This window comes from Mycolicibacterium brumae, from assembly GCF_025215495.1.
Lineage (GTDB): Bacteria > Actinomycetota > Actinomycetes > Mycobacteriales > Mycobacteriaceae > Mycobacterium > Mycobacterium brumae.
Window position 1 is genome coordinate 1,168,439 of the sequence record NZ_CP104302.1, and the last position, 16,208, is coordinate 1,184,646.

Here is a 16,208-nt window from a genome sequence, read left to right on the forward strand (position 1 = left end):
TATGGCTAACTACACCGCCGCCGACGTCAAGAAGCTCCGCGAGCTGACCGGCTCCGGGATGATGGACTGCAAGAACGCCCTGGCCGAGTCCGACGGCGACTTCGACAAGGCCGTCGAGGTGCTGCGCATCAAGGGCGCCAAGGACGTCGGCAAGCGCGCCGAGCGCGCCACCGCCGAGGGCCTGGTCGCCGCCAAGGACGGCGCGCTGATCGAGCTCAACTCCGAGACCGACTTCGTCGCCAAGAACGCCGAGTTCCAGGCGCTGGCCGACGCGATCGTCGACGCCGCCGTGGCGTCGGAGGCCAACGACGTCGACACCCTGCTGGCCGCCAAGATCGGCGACCAGACGGTCGAGGAGGCCATCGGCGCGCTGTCCGCCAAGATCGGCGAGAAGCTGGTGCTGCGCCGGGCCGCCTACTTCGGCGGAACCGTCGAGCCCTACCTGCACAAGCGTGCCGCGGACCTGCCGCCGGCCGTCGGCGTGCTGGTCGAGTACACCGGTGACGACAGCGATGCCGCGCACGCCGCCGCGCTGCAGATCGCCGCGCTCAAGGCCCGCTACCTCACCCGCGACGACGTCCCGGAGGACGTGGTGGCCAACGAGCGCCGCATCGCCGAGGAGACCGCCAAGGCCGAGGGCAAGCCCGAAGCCGCGCTGCCCAAGATCACCGAGGGCCGGGTCAACGGCTTCTTCAAGGACGTCGTGCTGCTGGATCAGCCGTCGGTGTCCGACAACAAGAAGACCGTCAAGAACCTGCTCGACGACGCCGGGGTGACCGTCACCCGCTTCGTCCGCTTCGAGGTCGGCCAGCAATAAGAAACTTGAGCGGCGCACCAAACCGCTCAACACCAAGGCCCCGCGCCAACACCGGCGATCCCGGTGGCGCGGGGCCTTGTCATATCAGCGCCGCCATCGCCGCCCCGCTGTGCCCGCACCGATAGGATCTGCGCCATGCCCGCCGCCGCCGACCGCGTCAAAGCGGTCCCGCTGCTGTCGGTGATGCTGCTGGTCCTGGGCCTGCTGGCGGTCGCGTCGCCGCGCTCGGTCAGCAATATCCACTACCGGACCAACGGCGTCAGCTACACCCTGGACGTGCCCGACGGCGCGGAGTACGTGGCGCTCGGCGACTCGTACGCCTCCTCGGGCTCCAAATCCCGGCGGCTGCCCTTCGACGGCTGCGCCCGCAACCCCGACGACCTCGGCTACGTGGTGGCCGAACTTCTACAGCCAGCCAGTTTCACCGACCGGTCCTGCGCCGGCGCCGCGATCGCCTCGATCAGCCAGGTGGACCCCGAGCGGCCGGAGGTGAGCCCGCAGATCGACGCCGTCGGCCCGTCGACCCGGCTCGTCACCATGTCGCTAGGCGCCAACAGCATGGAGTTCGGCCCGCTGATCGTGAACTGCTTCATCAAGCCGAACACCGGGCTGTGCCAGTTCGTCTCCACCGTCAACCTGCCCGGCAGCGACAGCTACGAGGCGATCCGCGCCCGCTACCGCGAGGCCGTCGAACTCGTGGCCGGCCGCGCCGCCGCCGACGCCGACGTGGTGCTGGTCGGGTATCTGCCGCTGCACGCCGAATCCGGCCCGATCGACAGCAGCTGCCTGGCCGCCACCGGCGACTCCATCGAGAACATCGCCGCCTGGCGGATCTACCACCGCACGCTGAACCAGCTGGTCAGCGACGTCGCCTCGGACACCGGAGCGATCTACGTGGAGGCCCCGGGCGATCACCCGCTGTGCGCCCCGGACCCCTACGTCGCGGGCGAACAGGCCAACGACCCGGCCAACGGCATCGACGCCTACGGCCTGCACCCCACCGTCGAAGGCCAGCGCGAACTCGGCCGGCTGGTCGCCGACCGGATCCGCGCGCTGCGCAATCCGGCCGCCCCCGCGCAGATCGGCGCGCGCTAGTATCCCTGGCATGCCACGGGTTCACAGTTTCACCGACGACGCCCTCGCAGACCTCGACGCCGTCGGGCTGGTGCGGGCGCTGCAGGCCAAACAGGTGTCGGCCGCCGAACTCGCCGAAGCCGCGATCGCCCGCACCGAGGCCGTCAACCCGGCGCTGAACGGGCTGGCGTATCAGGCCTACGACCGGGCCCGAGCCACCGAAGCGGGCCACGGTTACTTTGCCGGCCTGCCGTCGTTCATCAAGGACACCACCGACGTCGCGGGCATGCCGACCATGAAGGGCACCGACGCCTGGACCCCGACGCCGATCGCCCAGGACGGCAAGTTCACCGCCGTCTTCGGCACCCTTGGCTTCACCCTGCTCGGCAAGACCCGGCTCTCGGAATTCGGGTTCAGCTGCACCTGCGAACACCCCCGGCTCGGGCCGGTCCGCAACCCGTGGGACACCGACCGCACCGCGGGCGCGTCATCGTCGGGCGCCGGCGCGTTCGTCGCCGCCGGAGTCACCCCCATCGCGCACGCCAACGACGGCGGCGGCTCGATCCGCATCCCGGCGTCCTGCAACGGGCTGGTCGGCCTCAAACCCACCCGCGGTCGGCTGCCGGCGGAGAGCGAATACCGCCAGCTGCCGATCAACATCGTCGCCGACGGCGTGGTGACCCGCAGCGTCCGCGACACCGCCGCCTTCTACCGGGAGGCCGAGCGGGTGTGGCGGCACCCGAAACTGCCGCCGATCGGCGACATCACCGGGCCGGGGAAGCGTCGGCTGACCATCGGCGTCACCACCGAATCCCTCAGACGCGACAGCGCGTCCGGCGTGCGGGCCGCCACCGAAGAGACCGCCGCGCTGCTGGAGGAGCTCGGCCACCGGGTGGAATGGGTCAACCGGCCGCCCGCCCCGGAATCCTTCCCCGACGATTTCCTGCTGTACTGGGCGTTCTGCTCGATGGCGACGGTGCGCAGCGGCAAACGGCTGTTCGGGCCGTCGTTCGACAAGTCCAAACTGGACAACCTGACCATGGGCCTGGACCGGCACGCGGTCCGCAACCTGCACCGGTTGCCCGCCGCCATCGCCCGGCTGGCCGCCACCCGGCGCCGGATGGCGAAGTTCACCGGGCGCTTCGACGTGCTGCTCACTCCGACCGTCGCCGACGAGCCGCTGCCGGTGGGCGCCATCGACCCGATGGACGACTACCCGAACATCGTCGACAAGCTGGTCGACTGGGTGGCGTTCACCCCGTTGCACAATGTGACGGGGGACCCGGCGATCTCGCTGCCGCTGGCCCGTTCCGAGTCCGGGCTGCCGATCGGGATGATGTTCGCCGCGCCGCTCGGCTCCGACGCCACGCTGCTGGAACTGGCCTACGAGCTGGAGGACGCCCGGCCGTTCGCCCGTATCCAGGACTGAGTCGAGCCGCCGAGGAACTCGACCCGGCGACGAGCTCAGGCCTTTGAGCGAGGACTGAGTCGAGCCGCCGAGGAACTCGACCCAGCCGCGTCGCGCCGATTGCCGATGAGGCAGGATAAGAAGCGTCCGTCAGCCGAGAGCGAGGAGTCCGATGGGGGCCAGCGAGATCCGTCCGAAGTACTCGCGGGTGCTGCTCAAGCTCGGTGGCGAGATGTTCGGCGGCGGCGCGGTCGGACTTGATCCCGACGTGGTCGCCCAGGTCGCCCGGGAGATCGCCGATGTGGTCAACAGCGGCGTGCAGGTGGCCGTCGTCATCGGTGGCGGCAACTTCTTCCGCGGCGCCCAACTGCAGCAGCGCGGCATGGAACGCACCCGAAGCGACTACATGGGCATGCTCGGCACCGTGATGAACAGCCTGGCCCTGCAAGACTTCCTGCAGAAGGAAGGCATCGACACCCGGGTGCAGACCGCCATCACCATGGGCCAGGTCGCCGAGCCGTACCTGCCGCTGCGCGCCGCCCGGCACCTGGAGAAGGGCCGCGTGGTCATCTTCGGCGCAGGCATGGGGCTGCCGTACTTCTCCACCGACACCACCGCCGCCCAGCGGGCCCTGGAGATCGGCGCCGAGGTGGTGCTGATGGCCAAGGCCGTCGACGGCGTCTTCACCGACGACCCGCGAACCAACCCCGACGCGCAGATGCTGCCTGAGATCACCCACCGCGAGGTCATCGACCGCGGACTGAAGGTCGCCGACGCGACCGCGTTCAGCCTGTGCATGGACAATGGCGTGCCGATCCTGGTTTTCAACCTGCTCACGCCGGGCAATATCGCCCGCGCGGTGGCGGGTGAGAAGATCGGCACACTGGTCACCACCTCCGGCGCCCAGCGATAGAAAGTAGGACAGCTGTGATCGACGAGGCGCTCTTCGACGCCGAGGAGAAGATGGAAAAGGCCGTGGCGGTGGCCCGCGACGACCTGGCCTCCATTCGCACCGGCCGGGCCAACCCGGGCATGTTCTCCCGCGTCAACATCGACTACTACGGGGCGATCACCCCGATCACCCAGCTGGCCAGCATCAATGTGCCCGAGGCGCGGATGGTGGTGATCAAGCCTTACGAGGCCGGTCAGCTCCGCAATATCGAGGACGCAATCCGCCACTCCGATCTGGGGGTCAACCCCACCAACGACGGCTCGATCATCCGGGTGTCCATCCCGCAACTGACCGAGGAGCGCCGCCGGGACTTGGTCAAGCAGGCCAAGGCCAAGGGCGAGGACGCCAAGGTGTCCATCCGCGGGGTCCGGCGCAAGGCGATGGAAGAGCTGTCCCGGATCAAGAAGGACGGCGAAGCCGGCGAGGACGAGGTCAACCGCGCCGAAAAGGACCTGGAGAAATCCACGCACACCTACACTGCGCAGATCGACGAACTGGTCAAACATAAGGAAGCGGAGTTGCTGGAGGTCTAGCGCCTGCGGCAGTGCATCTCGTGTCATCAACTGAAACCACCCCGCCCGCGCCGAAGCAGTCGCGCGCCGGCCGCAACCTGCCCGCGGCCATCACCGTCGGCGTGCTGCTCGGCGGCCTGGTCATCGTCACCCTCGCCGTGCTGCCGATCTGGGTCTGGGTGGCGATCGTGGGGGTCGCGATCGCCGTCGCCACCCACGAGGTGTGCAGCCGGCTGGGTGAAGCCGGCTACTCCATCCCGCTGATCCCGCTGCTGGTCGGCGGCCAGGCGATGATCTGGCTGACCTGGTGGTTCGGCCCCACCGGCGCACTCGGCGGCTTCGCCGCGACGATGCTGGTCTGTCTGATCTGGCGGTTGCTGGCCCAGGGCCCCAACGCCGCCCCGCAGAACTATCTGCGTGACGTCGCGGTCACCATGCTGCTGGCCGCCTGGATCCCGCTGTGCGGCGCGTTCGCGGCGCTGCTGATCTACCCGGACAACGGCCGCGCGGCGCTGTTCACCATCATGCTCGCGGTGGTGTTCTCCGACATCGGCGGCTACACCGCCGGCGTGCTGTTCGGCAAACACCCGATGGTCCCGGCCATCAGCCCGAAGAAATCCTGGGAGGGTTTCACCGGCTCGCTGATCGCCGGAACCGGTATGGCGGTGTTCTCGGTGGTGTTCCTGATGGACCAGCAGTGGTGGATCGGCATCCCGCTGGGCATCTTCCTCGTCATCACCGGAACCCTCGGTGACCTGGTCGAATCCCAGTTCAAACGGGATCTCGGCATCAAGGACATGAGCACCCTGCTGCCCGGCCACGGTGGCCTGATGGACCGGATCGACTCGATCCTGCTGTCCATGGCCGCCGGCTGGCTGGTGCTCACCGTGCTCACCTGATTTCGCCGATCGGCCCCTGAGGCGGGATACTGGCGGCTTGACCGTGAAACTTCCCCTGGTATTCGACGCGCCGCGGCGGGCCATGCCCCCGCGGCATTTCGCCGACCTCGACGAAGCCGGCCGGATCGAGGCCGTCACCGCGCTCGGGCTGCCCGCGTTCCGGGCCAAGCAGCTGGCCAACCAGTACTACGGCCGGCTGACCGCCGATCCGGAGCTGATGACCGACCTGCCCGCCGCGGTCCGCGGCCAGGTCGGCGAGGCGCTGTTCCCGACGCTGCTCACGCCGCTGCGCCAGATCGAATGCGACTCCGGGGAAACCCGCAAGACGCTGTGGCGGGCCGGGGACGGCACCACCTTCGAGTCGGTGCTGATGCGCTACCCGGACCGCACCACGGTGTGCATCTCGTCACAGGCCGGCTGCGGAATGGCCTGCCCGTTCTGCGCGACGGGCCAGGGCGGCCTGACCCGCAACCTGTCGGCCGCGGAGATCCTGGAGCAGGTCCGCGACGCCGCCGCCACGTCCCGCGACCACGACGACCGGCTGTCCAACATCGTCTTCATGGGGATGGGGGAGCCGCTGGCCAACTACAACCGGGTGCTCTCGGTGGTGCGCCGGATCATCGCGCCGGCCCCGAACGGATTCGGCATCTCGGCGCGGTCGGTGACGGTGTCGACGGTGGGCCTTGCCCCGGCGATCCGCCGGTTGGCCGACGAGAAACTCGGGGTGACCCTGGCGCTGTCGCTGCACGCCCCCGACGACGAATTGCGCGACACCCTGGTGCCGGTCAACAACCGGTGGAAGGTGTCCGAGGCGCTGGACGCGGCCCGCTACTACGCCGATCAGACCGGGCGGCGGGTGTCGGTGGAGTACGCGTTGATCCGCGACGTCAACGACCAGCCGTGGCGGGCGGACCTGTTGGGCAAGAAGCTGCGCGCGGCGCTCGGGCCGCTGGTGCACGTGAACCTGATCCCGCTCAATCCCACCCCCGGCAGCAAGTGGGACGCCAGTCCCAAACCGGCCGAGCGGGAGTTCGTCCGCCGGATCCGGGAACAGGGCGTGACCTGCACGGTCCGCGACACCCGCGGGCAGGAGATCGCCGCCGCCTGCGGGCAACTCGCGGCCGAAACGGACTAGCCGGACGATTCGTCAAAGTGTGCACGAAAACGCACGGCCAAACGGCAATGCGCCCTCGGCACCCCCGATTTCGCGCACACTTTGACGCGGACGCGGAGCCGTCAACGAGCCCGCTGCGCAAAACCTCCGCAGGCTCCGGTTTCGCTTGCGACCCAGCGGCGTCTGATGCGCTGGGCCCGCTGCGCAAAACCTCCGCAGGCTCCGGTTTCGCTTGCGACCCAGCGGCTAGCGGATCCAGCCGCGGCTGCGGCCCACCCAGTCGCGGATCAGGACGACCGAGGCCAGGATCGCGAAGGCGATGACCCAGATGTCTTCCACGTGACCGTGGTGGTTGCCGTGGGTGAAGGCCACCAGCAGGATGATCGCGCACAGCCCGGCCAGGTGCCAGCTGCGGTAATTGATCTTGCTCCAGCCCCACTTCGCGGAGGGGACGTCGGCGGTGTCGACCTCGTCCAAACGCTGCACCTCGGTGCTGACCACGGCGTCTCCTCACAATCAGGGCTGATCCTTGCGGGCACATCATTCTGACACACCCGTCGCACACTCACGCCGCGGTATGACGGGCGGCCGCGAGACGGCACAATAGAACGGTGACTTCGCGCAAACGGGTGCTGGTGCTGGGCAGCACCGGGTCGATCGGCACCCAGGCCCTAGAGGTGATCGCGGCCAACCCGGACCGGTTCGAGTTGGTGGGCCTGGCCGCCGGGGGCGGCAACGCCGACCTGCTGGCCGCCCAGCGCGCCCGGACCGGCGTCGGCAACGTCGCGCTGGCCGACCCGGACGCCGCGGCGCGGATCGGCGACGTGTCGTTCGCCGGGCCTGAGGCCGCCACCCGACTGGTGCAGGAGACCGAGGCCGACGTGGTGCTCAACGCCTTGGTCGGCGCGCTCGGACTAGCGCCGACGCTGGCCGCGCTGCGCAGCGGCGCGCGGCTGGCGCTGGCCAACAAGGAATCCCTGGTCGCCGGCGGTCCGCTGGTGACCGCCGCGGCGGCGCCCGGGCAGATCGTCCCGGTGGACTCCGAGCACTCCGCGCTGGCCCAGTGCCTACGCGGCGGCCGCGCCGACGAGGTCGCCAAGCTGGTGCTGACCGCCTCCGGCGGCCCGTTCCGCGGCTGGGCGGCCGCCGACCTGCAGACCGTCACCCCCGAACAGGCCGGCGCGCACCCGACCTGGTCGATGGGCCCGATGAACACGCTGAACTCCGCGTCGCTGGTCAACAAGGGCCTCGAGCTCATCGAGACCCACCTGCTGTTCGGCGTCGACTACGACCGCATCGACGTGGTGGTGCACCCGCAGTCCATCGTGCACTCGATGGTCACCTTCACCGACGGGTCGACGCTGGCCCAGGCCAGCCCGCCGGATATGAAACTGCCCATCGCGTTGGCGCTGGGCTGGCCGGACCGGGTGCCCGGCGCCACCGCGGCGTGCGACTTCAGCACCGCCGCCAGCTGGGAATTCGAGCCGCTGGACAACACGGTCTTCCCGGCGGTGGACCTGGCCCGGGCCGCCGGGCGCGCCGGCGGCTGCCTGACCGCGGTGTACAACGCCGCCAACGAGGAGGCCGCCGAAGCGTTCCTGGCGGGGCGGATCAGCTTCCCGGCGATCGTGGAAACCGTCGCCGACGTGCTGGCGGCCGCCGACGCCTGGTCGGCCGCACCGGCTACCGTGGAGGATGTGCTCGACGCCCAGGATTGGGCGCGAGGGACCGCACAGAAGTTGCTCGCGACGCTGCCGGCGCCGCAACCTGGCGTCGCGCAGCCCGCGGCGCACCCACAGAGCGCCTCGGCGCAGGAGGTTCTGACCACCCGATGATGTTCGTTCTGGGCATCGTGCTGTTCGCCCTGGCCATCCTGGTCTCGGTGGCGCTGCACGAATGCGGCCACATGTGGGTCGCCCGCGCCACCGGTATGAAAGTGCGCCGCTATTTCGTCGGTTTCGGGCCCACGCTGTGGTCGACCAAGCGGCCCAACTCCCTCGGCGAGACCGAGTACGGCGTCAAGGCCATCCCGCTCGGCGGATTCTGCGACATCGCCGGCATGACCGCGGTCGACGAGATCGCGCCCGAGGACAAGCCGTACGCCATGTACCGGCAGAAGGTGTGGAAGCGCGTCGCGGTGCTGTTCGCCGGGCCGGCGATGAACTTCATCATCGGATTGGTGCTCATCTACGGCATCGCGCTGACCTGGGGCCTGCCGAACCTCAACCCGCCGAAGGCGGCGATCGTCGGGAGCACCACCTGCGTCTCCGACGAGGTGACCCGCGGCGAACTGGCCGAATGCGACGGGACCGGGCCCGCCGCGGCCGCCGGGATCGCCGAGGGCGACACCATCGTCAAGGTCGGCGACACCCCCGTCGGCGACTTCGACGAGCTGGTCGAGGCGGTCCGCGGCGCTCACGGCCCCACCGAGTTCGTCGTGCAGCGTCCCGACGGCGGCGGCGAGTACACCACCGTCGTGAATGTCACCGAGGCCAAACGCTGGACCAAGACCGGCGACGCCGAGCCTGCCCAGACCACCGTCGGCGCCATCGGCGTCGGCCCGGCGCGCGTCGAGCCGACGCAGTACAACGTGCTCACCGCGGTCCCGGGGACCCTGGTGTTCACCAAGGACATGACCGTCGAACTGGGCAAGGCGATGGCCAAGATCCCCACCAAGGTCGGCGCGCTGGCGCGCTCCATCGGCGGCGGGGAACGCGACCCAGAGACCCCGATCAGCGTGGTCGGCGCCACCATCATCGGTGGGGACACCGTCGACCAGGGCCTGTGGGTGCTGTTCTGGATGTTCCTGGCGCAGCTGAACTTCGTGCTCGGCGCGATCAACCTGGTGCCGCTGCTGCCGTTCGACGGCGGGCATATCGCGGTGGCCACCTACGAGAAGCTGCGCAATATGGTCCGCAAGGCCCGGGGGTTGCTGCCCGGCGGCCCGGTGGACTACATGAAACTGATGCCCGCGACGTATGTGGTGCTGGCATTGGTGGTCGGATACATGCTGTTGACCGTGACCGCGGACCTGGTCAACCCGATCAGGCTCTTCCAGTAGGGGCAGGCGATGAACATCGGTCTAGGGCTTCCGTCGGCGCCGCCGCCGGTGCTGGCCCCGCGGCGCAAGACCCGTCAGCTGATGGTCCGCGACGTCGGCGTCGGCAGCGACCACCCGATCTCGGTGCAGTCGATGTGCACCACCAAGACCCACGACGTGAACTCCACGCTGCAGCAGATCGCCCAGCTGACCGCGTCGGGCTGCGACATCGTCCGGGTGGCCTGCCCCCGGCAGGAGGACGCCGACGCGCTCGCCGAGATCGTGCGGCATTCGAACCTGCCGGTGATCGCCGACATCCACTTCCAGCCCAAGTACATCTTCGCCGCGATCGACGCCGGCTGCGCGGCCGTGCGGGTCAACCCCGGCAATATCAAGGAGTTCGACGGCCGGGTCGCCGAGGTCGCCAAGGCCGCCGGGGCGGCGCACGTCCCCATCCGGATCGGCGTCAACGCCGGATCGCTGGACAAGCGGTTCCTGGAGAAGTACGGCAAGGCCACCCCGGAGGCGCTGGTCGAATCCGCGCTCTGGGAGGCCTCGCTGTTCGAGGAGCACGGCTTCGGCGACATCAAGATCAGCGTCAAGCACAACGACCCGGTGGTGATGGTGGAGGCGTACCGGCAGTTGGCCGCGGCCTGCGACTACCCGCTGCACCTCGGGGTCACCGAGGCCGGACCGGCCTTCCAGGGCACCATCAAATCCGCCGTCGCGTTCGGCGCGCTGCTGGCCGAGGGCATCGGCGACACCATCCGGGTGTCGCTGTCCGCGCCGCCGGTCGAAGAGGTCAAGGTCGGCAACCAGATCCTGGAATCGCTGAACCTGCGCCCGCGCGGCCTGGAGATCGTGTCCTGCCCGTCCTGCGGCCGCGCCCAGGTCGACGTGTACACGCTGGCCAACCAGGTGACCGCCGGGCTGGAGGGCCTGGAGGTGCCGCTGCGGGTGGCGGTGATGGGATGCGTGGTGAACGGCCCCGGCGAGGCCCGGGAAGCCGACCTCGGGGTGGCCTCCGGAAACGGCAAGGGCCAGATTTTCGTCAAGGGCGAGGTCATCAAGACCGTGCCCGAGGCGCTGATCGTGGAGACGCTCATCGAGGAGGCGCTGCGGCTGGCCGAGGAGATGGGCCAGGCGGTCGACACCGGGGACGGCCCAAGCGCCAGCGGCACGCCGATCGTCACCGTAAGCTGAGGGGTGGCCTGCTGGGAGCTGGCCTAACGCCGTGGGGAAAGAAGTGCTGATGTCGGCGCCACCGTTCCATCGTCTCGTCGACGAGCGACGGGTGTCGGTGGTGCGCGACGCGGCCGCGGTCGCGCGGGTGTTCGCCGCCGACCCGGTGGCCTGCTGCATGGTCGCCGCCCGGGTGGCCGACCACGGCATCAGCCCGGCCGCCATCGGCGGGGAGCTGTGGACCCGCCGGCGCGTCGAGGAGTCGCTGTGCTTCTCCGGGCCCAACCTCATCCCGCTGCGCGGCGCGATCACCGATCTGCACGCCTTCGCCGACAAGGCGTCCTCCGCTCCGCGGCGCTGTTCCTCGGTGGTCGGCCCGGTGGACCTGGTGCTGCCGATGTGGCAGCGGCTGGCGCAGGTGTGGGGCCCGGCCCGGGATGTTCGGGACAATCAGCCGCTGCTGGCGCTGTCCGGCGAGCCCGCGTGCGCCCCGGACCCGCTGGTGCGCCGGGTCCGGATCGAGGAGCTCGACGCCTACCTGGTCGCGGCGGTGGACATGTTCATCGGCGAGGTCGGGGTGGACCCGCGGGCCGGCGACGGTGGCCGCGGTTATCGCCGCCGGGTCGCCGCGCTGATCGCCGCCGGCCGGGCCTGGGCGCGGTTCGAACGCGGCCAGGTGGTGTTCAAGGCCGAGGTGGGCGCGCAGTCGCCGACCGTCGGGCAGATCCAGGGCGTGTGGGTGCGCCCGGACCAGCGCGGCCACGGCCTGGGCAGCGCGGGCACGGCGACGCTGGCCGCGGCGATCGCCGCCGAGGGCCGGATTCCCAGCCTGTACGTCAACGATTTCAACACCGTGGCCCGCGCCGTCTACGACCGCGTCGGCTTCACCCAGGTCGGGGAGTTCGCCACCGTCCTGCTGGACTGAGCGGCTAGCCGAGCTCGATGGCCTCCAGCCGCGCGTAACTGGCCTCCATGCCGTCGACCATTCCGGTCGCCAGGATCTGCTCGCGCAGCTCGGCGTCGGGGTAGCTGATCAACAGCGTCAGCAGTGTCCCGCCGGCGACCGGGGTGAAGGTCAGCTCGTTGACGGTTTGCCAGCTGTTCGCGGCGTCCGGGTCCTCGGCGGTCGTCATCGCCTCGGTGGTCACCTCCCGCCACGGCCGTTCGGCGGCCAGCAACTCGCCGGTGAAACCGAACCCGGCGCCGCCGTCGACCGGGTCCCAGTGCCAGCGGTACCGCGCGCCGACCTCGGCGGCCGGTTCGCAGACCGTCAACGCCCAGCCGTCCGGGCCGATCATCCAGCGCTTCATCAGCTCCGGATCGTGGTGGGCGTGCCATAGCTGTTCCGGCGTCGCGGCGATGACCCGGCTGACCCGGGCCTGGGTGTCGCCGACCCGCTGCAGCTGGGTGCGCTGGTCGGCGGCGAAGCTGCTCAGGTCCGCGACAATGGCGTCGATCTGGCCCATCGCGGCGCGCATGCCCTCTTCCATACCCATTTCCTTGAGCTGCTCGAGGTCGGCCAGCGAACCGAACGTCGTGGTGGTCACCAGCCGGGCGCCGTCGGGGGTCTCGCTGAATTCGAAAATCATCCGGGTGGTGGGCATCTCGGTGTTCGGGGTCCCGTCGGCGTCGGCGAAGCCGTCGCGCACCTCGAAGGAGCGCGGCGCGTCGACGGCGACCCATTCCCAGTAGCCGGGGTAGGCGGCGCCGTCCGGCCCGACCATCCGGTAGTGGGTGCGGCCGCCCGGGTAGCCGTCGTGCCGCAGGAAGGTGGCGGGATACTCCGGCGGACCCCAGAATCGCTCTATCTGGCGCGGGTCCAGGTAGGCGTCCCAGAGCCGCTGGACGCCGACGGGGAAGTCGGCGATCACGGTGAGGGTGAGCGCGTCGGTGTCGGTGACGACCTCGGTGATGGGCATGGCGGGTGTCCTTTCTCGGGGTTGGGGGATTCAGTCCGGTGGTTCGGCGAGCAGTGCGTCGAGCCGCTCGATGCGGCCCCGCCACAGTTGCTCAAAATGGCCGAGCAGCTGCTGCGCGCGGCGGATCGCCTCGGGGTTGCCCTGCACGATGCGCTCCCGTCCGCGCGGGATCTTGATGACCAGGTCGGCCGCCTCGAGCACCGCGACGTGCTTCTGCACGGCGGCGAAGCTCATGTCGTAATCGCGAGCCAGTTCGGAGACCGATGCCTCGGCCACCAGCGTGCGGCGGACGATGTCGCGTCGGGTCGCGTCGGCCAGTGCCCGGAAGATCCGGTCCACCTGCTCGTCGGAAAGCTCATCTACAACCATTTGGTTGTACGTTACGCCGATGCGGCGTGGTGTCAAGGGGTGTGCGGCGCGGTGGCCGGGCACCCGTCGTTTTGCGTGTCCGGCGACCGCGTGTGAGTAACGCCAGGCCGGGATGCCTGGCCGCGAGTAACCACAGGGCGAAAATCCGCCCGAAAATCGCCCCACCGTCACTGGCGTCGTTCCGGCCCGGCCTGTGGTCACTGGCGTCGCTCGTGGACGCTTGCGGTCCGGCCTGTGGTCACCGGCGGCGCCCGTGGACCCTTCCGGCCCGGCCTGAGGTCACTGGCGTCGCCCGAGGTGGCGGTCACGGGCTGATTGCGGACCCATCTCGGTGTGGCGTCGGGCGGATCGCCCGCCCCACAACTAACATTCGTCACAATGGCAACGAAAGCATCATCCGTAACACGGGCCGGCGGGCTGCTCCTGGCCGTCGTGCTCACCGCGACGATGGCGCTGGCCGGCTGCACCCCCCGGCCCGACGGGCCCGAACCGGCCGCCAAGGCGTTCTTCGACGCGCTGTCCACCGGTGACACCACCACCGCCGCGGACCTCACCGACCGGCCCGACATCGCCCTGGAGGCGCTCAACGCGTCCTGGACCGGGCTGCAGGCCGACCGCCTGGAGGTCGCCACCACCGGCTCGCGCTTCACCGAGGACACCGGCTCGGTGAACTACACCTACACCTGGCATCTGCCCAAGAACCGCACCTGGACCTACGACGGACAGCTGAACATGGTCCGTGACGAAGCCGGTTGGCAGGTCCGCTGGTCAGGCACCGGACTGCACCCGAAGCTGGGGGAGAATCAGAGCCTGCAACTGCGCGCCGACGCGCCCCGACGCGCCTCGGTCAACGAGCTCGGCGGCAGCGATGTGCTGGTGCCCGGCTACCGGTACAGCTACCAGTTCGACGCCCGCCAGGCCGGCCTGGAACTGATGCCCAGCGCGCAGACCGCTGTCGACGTGCTGCGCCCCTTCGGCGGGCCGCCGGACGCCGCGCTGCTGGCCGAGCAGTCCAGCGCCTCGGACAAGCCGATGCTGCTGGCCACGCTGTCCCAGGACGACGTCGACAAGGTGGCCCCGGCGCTGGAGAACCGGCCCGGGATCATCAAGATCGCCATCCCGGAGTTGCTGGCGACCGACCCCGGTTTCGCCCCGGCGCTGATCAGCGAGGTCCGCAAGGCCGTCGTCGACGATCTCGACGGCGCGCCCGGCTGGCGCGTCGTCAGCGTCAACCAGTACGGCACCGACACCGATGTGCTGCACGAAGTCGCGCCAGCCCCGGCGCCGTCGGTGTCCATCACGCTGGACCGCGCCGTGCAGGACGCCGCCCAGAACGCCGTCAACGGCCAGGGCCTCAAGGCCATGATGGTGGTGATCCGGCCGTCGACCGGCGACGTTCTCGCGGTCGCCCAGAACGCGGCCGCCGACGTCGACGGGCCGACGGCCACCATGGGCCTGTACCCGCCCGGGTCGACGTTCAAGATCATCACCGCGGGCGCGGCGATGGACAACCAATTGGCCAGCCCCGACACCATGCTGGGCTGCCCCGCCGAAATCGAGATCGGCCACCGCCGGGTGCCCAACTACAACAAGTTCGACCTCGGCGTGGTGCCGATGAGCCGCGCGTTCGCCGACTCCTGCAACACCACGTTCGCCGAGCTGGCCTCCAAGATGACCCCGCGGGCGCTGAACCAGACCGCCGCCCGTTTCGGCCTCGGAGTGGATTACCAGATCGAGGGCCTGCCGACGGTCTCCGGATCGGTGCCGCCGACGGTCGATCTGGCCGAGATGGTCGAGGACGGCTTCGGCCAGGGCAAGGTGCTGGCCAGCCCGTTCGGCATGGCGCTGGCCGCGGCGACGGTGGCCGCCGGCCAGACCCCGGTGCCGCGGCTGATCATCGGCCACGACACCGTCGTCGACGGCCAGGCCTCTCCGGTCAGCCCGCAGATGCTCGACGGTCTGCGGTCGATGATGCGGATGGTGGTCACCGACGGCACCGCCAAGGACCTGCGCGACGCCGGCGATGTCCGCGGCAAGACCGGTGAGGCGGAGTTCGACGGCGGCTCACACGCCTGGTTCGCCGGCTACCGCGGCGATATGGCCTTCGCGTCACTGATCGTCGGCGGCGGAAGTTCGGAGTACGCGGTCCGGATGACCCGGCAGATGCTCGACAGCCTGCCCGGGGACTATCTCGCCTGAGTCACCAACCTCACATCGCCGCTGGTCAACGACCCCACGGTGGGCAAATGCGCCGGGCCCGCCGCGCAAAGCCTCCGTACCTCCGGCTTTGCTTGCGACCCGGCTAGGCTTACGGGCGATGACTTTCCCCGATGAACCTGACCGGATGCGGGTTTCCGACGCGGACCGCAACGGAACCCTGCGCCGGCTGCACAACGCCGTCGCGCTCGGGCTGATCGACATCGACGAGTTCGAGCAGCGTTCGGTTCAGGTCGCCACCGCCCGACTGCGTCCCGAACTGGACCTGCTGGTCGGCGACCTGCCGGGGCCCGGCGCGGTCGTCACCTCGGCCACCGACCGGCTGGAACTGCGCGGCGTGCTCGGATCGCTGCACCGCGAGGGGGAGTGGTCGGTGCCCACCAGCCTGGCGCTGTACCGCCGGATGGGCTCGGTCAGCCTGGACCTCACCCACGCCCGGTTCGCCGGGCCGATCGCGGTGATCGACCTCGACATGAAGTTCGGTTCGCTGGACCTGCGGCTGCCCGAGGCGGCCAGCGCGTCGCTCGACGACGTCGAGGTGATCGTCGGCAGCGCCCGCGACCACCGGCCCAATCCGCCCGCCGACGGTCGGCCGCACGTCATTCTCAGCGGCAAGGTGGTCTGCGGATCCGTTGACATCTGGGGCCCGCAGCGCACCTGGCGCGACCGGATCAAGCTGCGCCGCGGGCGCGGTTGACCACTCTC

General features: G+C 70.0%; 16 protein-coding genes. 13 read left to right on the forward strand and 3 right to left on the reverse strand.

Going from position 1 to position 16,208, the window contains the following annotated elements:
• Position 1: 1 nt before the first annotated feature.
• The 7 genes from tsf (at position 2) to rlmN (ending at position 6,797) form a co-directional block, all read left to right on the forward strand.
• A complete protein-coding gene (gene tsf / locus L2Z93_RS05840; protein WP_090585348.1) occupies positions 2-817 on the forward strand; it encodes a translation elongation factor Ts in 816 nt (271 codons plus the stop codon).
• A gap of 135 nt (positions 818-952) precedes the next feature.
• On the forward strand, positions 953-1,912 hold the full coding sequence (locus L2Z93_RS05845) for an SGNH/GDSL hydrolase family protein (protein ID WP_090585345.1): 960 nt from the start codon (positions 953-955) through the stop codon (positions 1,910-1,912).
• A 10-nt stretch (positions 1,913-1,922) separates the two neighbouring features.
• A complete protein-coding gene (locus tag L2Z93_RS05850; RefSeq protein WP_090585343.1) occupies positions 1,923-3,320 on the forward strand; it encodes an amidase in 1,398 nt (465 codons plus the stop codon).
• A 151-nt stretch (positions 3,321-3,471) separates the two neighbouring features.
• Positions 3,472-4,212, forward strand: a complete 741-nt coding sequence (gene pyrH, locus L2Z93_RS05855) for a UMP kinase (protein WP_090585341.1) — start codon at positions 3,472-3,474, stop codon at positions 4,210-4,212.
• A 14-nt stretch (positions 4,213-4,226) separates the two neighbouring features.
• Positions 4,227-4,784: a ribosome recycling factor gene (frr, locus tag L2Z93_RS05860; RefSeq protein WP_090585339.1), complete on the forward strand. Its 558-nt coding sequence runs from the start codon at positions 4,227-4,229 to the stop codon at positions 4,782-4,784.
• A gap of 20 nt (positions 4,785-4,804) precedes the next feature.
• Entirely contained in the window at positions 4,805-5,662 is an 858-nt protein-coding gene (locus L2Z93_RS05865; protein WP_193438924.1) for a phosphatidate cytidylyltransferase, read from the forward strand.
• 82 nt (positions 5,663-5,744) lie between these two features.
• Entirely contained in the window at positions 5,745-6,797 is a 1,053-nt protein-coding gene (gene rlmN, locus L2Z93_RS05870) for a dual-specificity RNA methyltransferase RlmN (RefSeq protein ID WP_370745817.1), read from the forward strand.
• 225 nt (positions 6,798-7,022) lie between these two features.
• Here rlmN and L2Z93_RS05875 read toward each other — a convergent pair whose 3' ends face one another.
• Positions 7,023-7,277 carry a DUF2631 domain-containing protein gene (locus L2Z93_RS05875; protein WP_090585332.1) on the reverse strand — a complete coding sequence of 85 codons (255 nt, stop codon included), beginning with the start codon at positions 7,275-7,277 and terminating at the stop codon, positions 7,023-7,025.
• Between the two features lie 110 nt (positions 7,278-7,387).
• Between L2Z93_RS05875 and dxr the strand changes: the two genes are divergently transcribed.
• The 4 genes from dxr to L2Z93_RS05895 are packed head-to-tail and all read left to right on the forward strand — an operon-like array spanning position 7,388 to position 11,923.
• Positions 7,388-8,611: a 1-deoxy-D-xylulose-5-phosphate reductoisomerase gene (gene dxr, locus L2Z93_RS05880; protein WP_090585330.1), complete on the forward strand. Its 1,224-nt coding sequence runs from the start codon at positions 7,388-7,390 to the stop codon at positions 8,609-8,611.
• A complete protein-coding gene (locus L2Z93_RS05885; RefSeq protein ID WP_090585328.1) occupies positions 8,608-9,837 on the forward strand; it encodes a M50 family metallopeptidase in 1,230 nt (409 codons plus the stop codon). Before dxr ends, L2Z93_RS05885 begins: the two co-directional genes overlap by 4 nt.
• 9 nt (positions 9,838-9,846) lie before the next feature.
• Positions 9,847-11,019 carry a flavodoxin-dependent (E)-4-hydroxy-3-methylbut-2-enyl-diphosphate synthase gene (gene ispG / locus L2Z93_RS05890; RefSeq protein WP_090585326.1) on the forward strand — a complete coding sequence of 391 codons (1,173 nt, stop codon included), beginning with the start codon at positions 9,847-9,849 and terminating at the stop codon, positions 11,017-11,019.
• Between the two features lie 49 nt (positions 11,020-11,068).
• Entirely contained in the window at positions 11,069-11,923 is an 855-nt protein-coding gene (locus L2Z93_RS05895; RefSeq protein WP_090585611.1) for a GNAT family N-acetyltransferase, read from the forward strand.
• 4 nt (positions 11,924-11,927) lie between these two features.
• Here L2Z93_RS05895 and L2Z93_RS05900 read toward each other — a convergent pair whose 3' ends face one another.
• Both L2Z93_RS05900 and L2Z93_RS05905 read right to left on the reverse strand, forming a co-directional pair.
• Entirely contained in the window at positions 11,928-12,917 is a 990-nt protein-coding gene (locus L2Z93_RS05900) for an SRPBCC family protein (protein ID WP_090585324.1), read from the reverse strand.
• 30 nt (positions 12,918-12,947) lie between these two features.
• Complete coding sequence (locus L2Z93_RS05905) at positions 12,948-13,286, reverse strand: ArsR/SmtB family transcription factor (RefSeq protein ID WP_090585322.1); 339 nt, start codon at positions 13,284-13,286, stop codon at positions 12,948-12,950.
• Between the two features lie 378 nt (positions 13,287-13,664).
• Between L2Z93_RS05905 and L2Z93_RS05910 the strand changes: the two genes are divergently transcribed.
• Together L2Z93_RS05910 and L2Z93_RS05915 are read left to right on the forward strand one after the other, a co-directional pair.
• Positions 13,665-15,485 (forward strand): penicillin-binding transpeptidase domain-containing protein, encoded by a 1,821-nt coding sequence (locus L2Z93_RS05910; RefSeq protein ID WP_090585320.1) that lies wholly within the window; start codon positions 13,665-13,667, stop codon positions 15,483-15,485.
• A 118-nt stretch (positions 15,486-15,603) separates the two neighbouring features.
• Positions 15,604-16,200, forward strand: coding sequence for a DUF1707 SHOCT-like domain-containing protein (locus L2Z93_RS05915; protein ID WP_234785979.1), 597 nt, complete (start codon positions 15,604-15,606; stop codon positions 16,198-16,200).
• The last annotated feature ends 8 nt before the right edge of the window (positions 16,201-16,208 follow it).

Coding starts and splice junctions, on each gene's coding strand:
- L2Z93_RS05885 (WP_090585328.1), top strand. CDS start 8,608: ATGATGTTCGTTCTGGGCATCGTGCTGTTCGCCCTGGCCATCCTGGTC.
- tsf (WP_090585348.1), top strand. CDS start 2: ATGGCTAACTACACCGCCGCCGACGTCAAGAAGCTCCGCGAGCTGACC.
- pyrH (WP_090585341.1), top strand. CDS start 3,472: ATGGGGGCCAGCGAGATCCGTCCGAAGTACTCGCGGGTGCTGCTCAAG.
- L2Z93_RS05910 (WP_090585320.1), top strand. CDS start 13,665: ATGGCAACGAAAGCATCATCCGTAACACGGGCCGGCGGGCTGCTCCTG.
- L2Z93_RS05905 (WP_090585322.1), bottom strand. CDS start 13,286: ATGGTTGTAGATGAGCTTTCCGACGAGCAGGTGGACCGGATCTTCCGG.
- L2Z93_RS05850 (WP_090585343.1), top strand. CDS start 1,923: ATGCCACGGGTTCACAGTTTCACCGACGACGCCCTCGCAGACCTCGAC.
- L2Z93_RS05895 (WP_090585611.1), top strand. CDS start 11,069: ATGTCGGCGCCACCGTTCCATCGTCTCGTCGACGAGCGACGGGTGTCG.
- L2Z93_RS05900 (WP_090585324.1), bottom strand. CDS start 12,917: ATGCCCATCACCGAGGTCGTCACCGACACCGACGCGCTCACCCTCACC.
- L2Z93_RS05845 (WP_090585345.1), top strand. CDS start 953: ATGCCCGCCGCCGCCGACCGCGTCAAAGCGGTCCCGCTGCTGTCGGTG.
- L2Z93_RS05915 (WP_234785979.1), top strand. CDS start 15,604: ATGACTTTCCCCGATGAACCTGACCGGATGCGGGTTTCCGACGCGGAC.
- rlmN (WP_370745817.1), top strand. CDS start 5,745: ATGCCCCCGCGGCATTTCGCCGACCTCGACGAAGCCGGCCGGATCGAG.
- ispG (WP_090585326.1), top strand. CDS start 9,847: ATGAACATCGGTCTAGGGCTTCCGTCGGCGCCGCCGCCGGTGCTGGCC.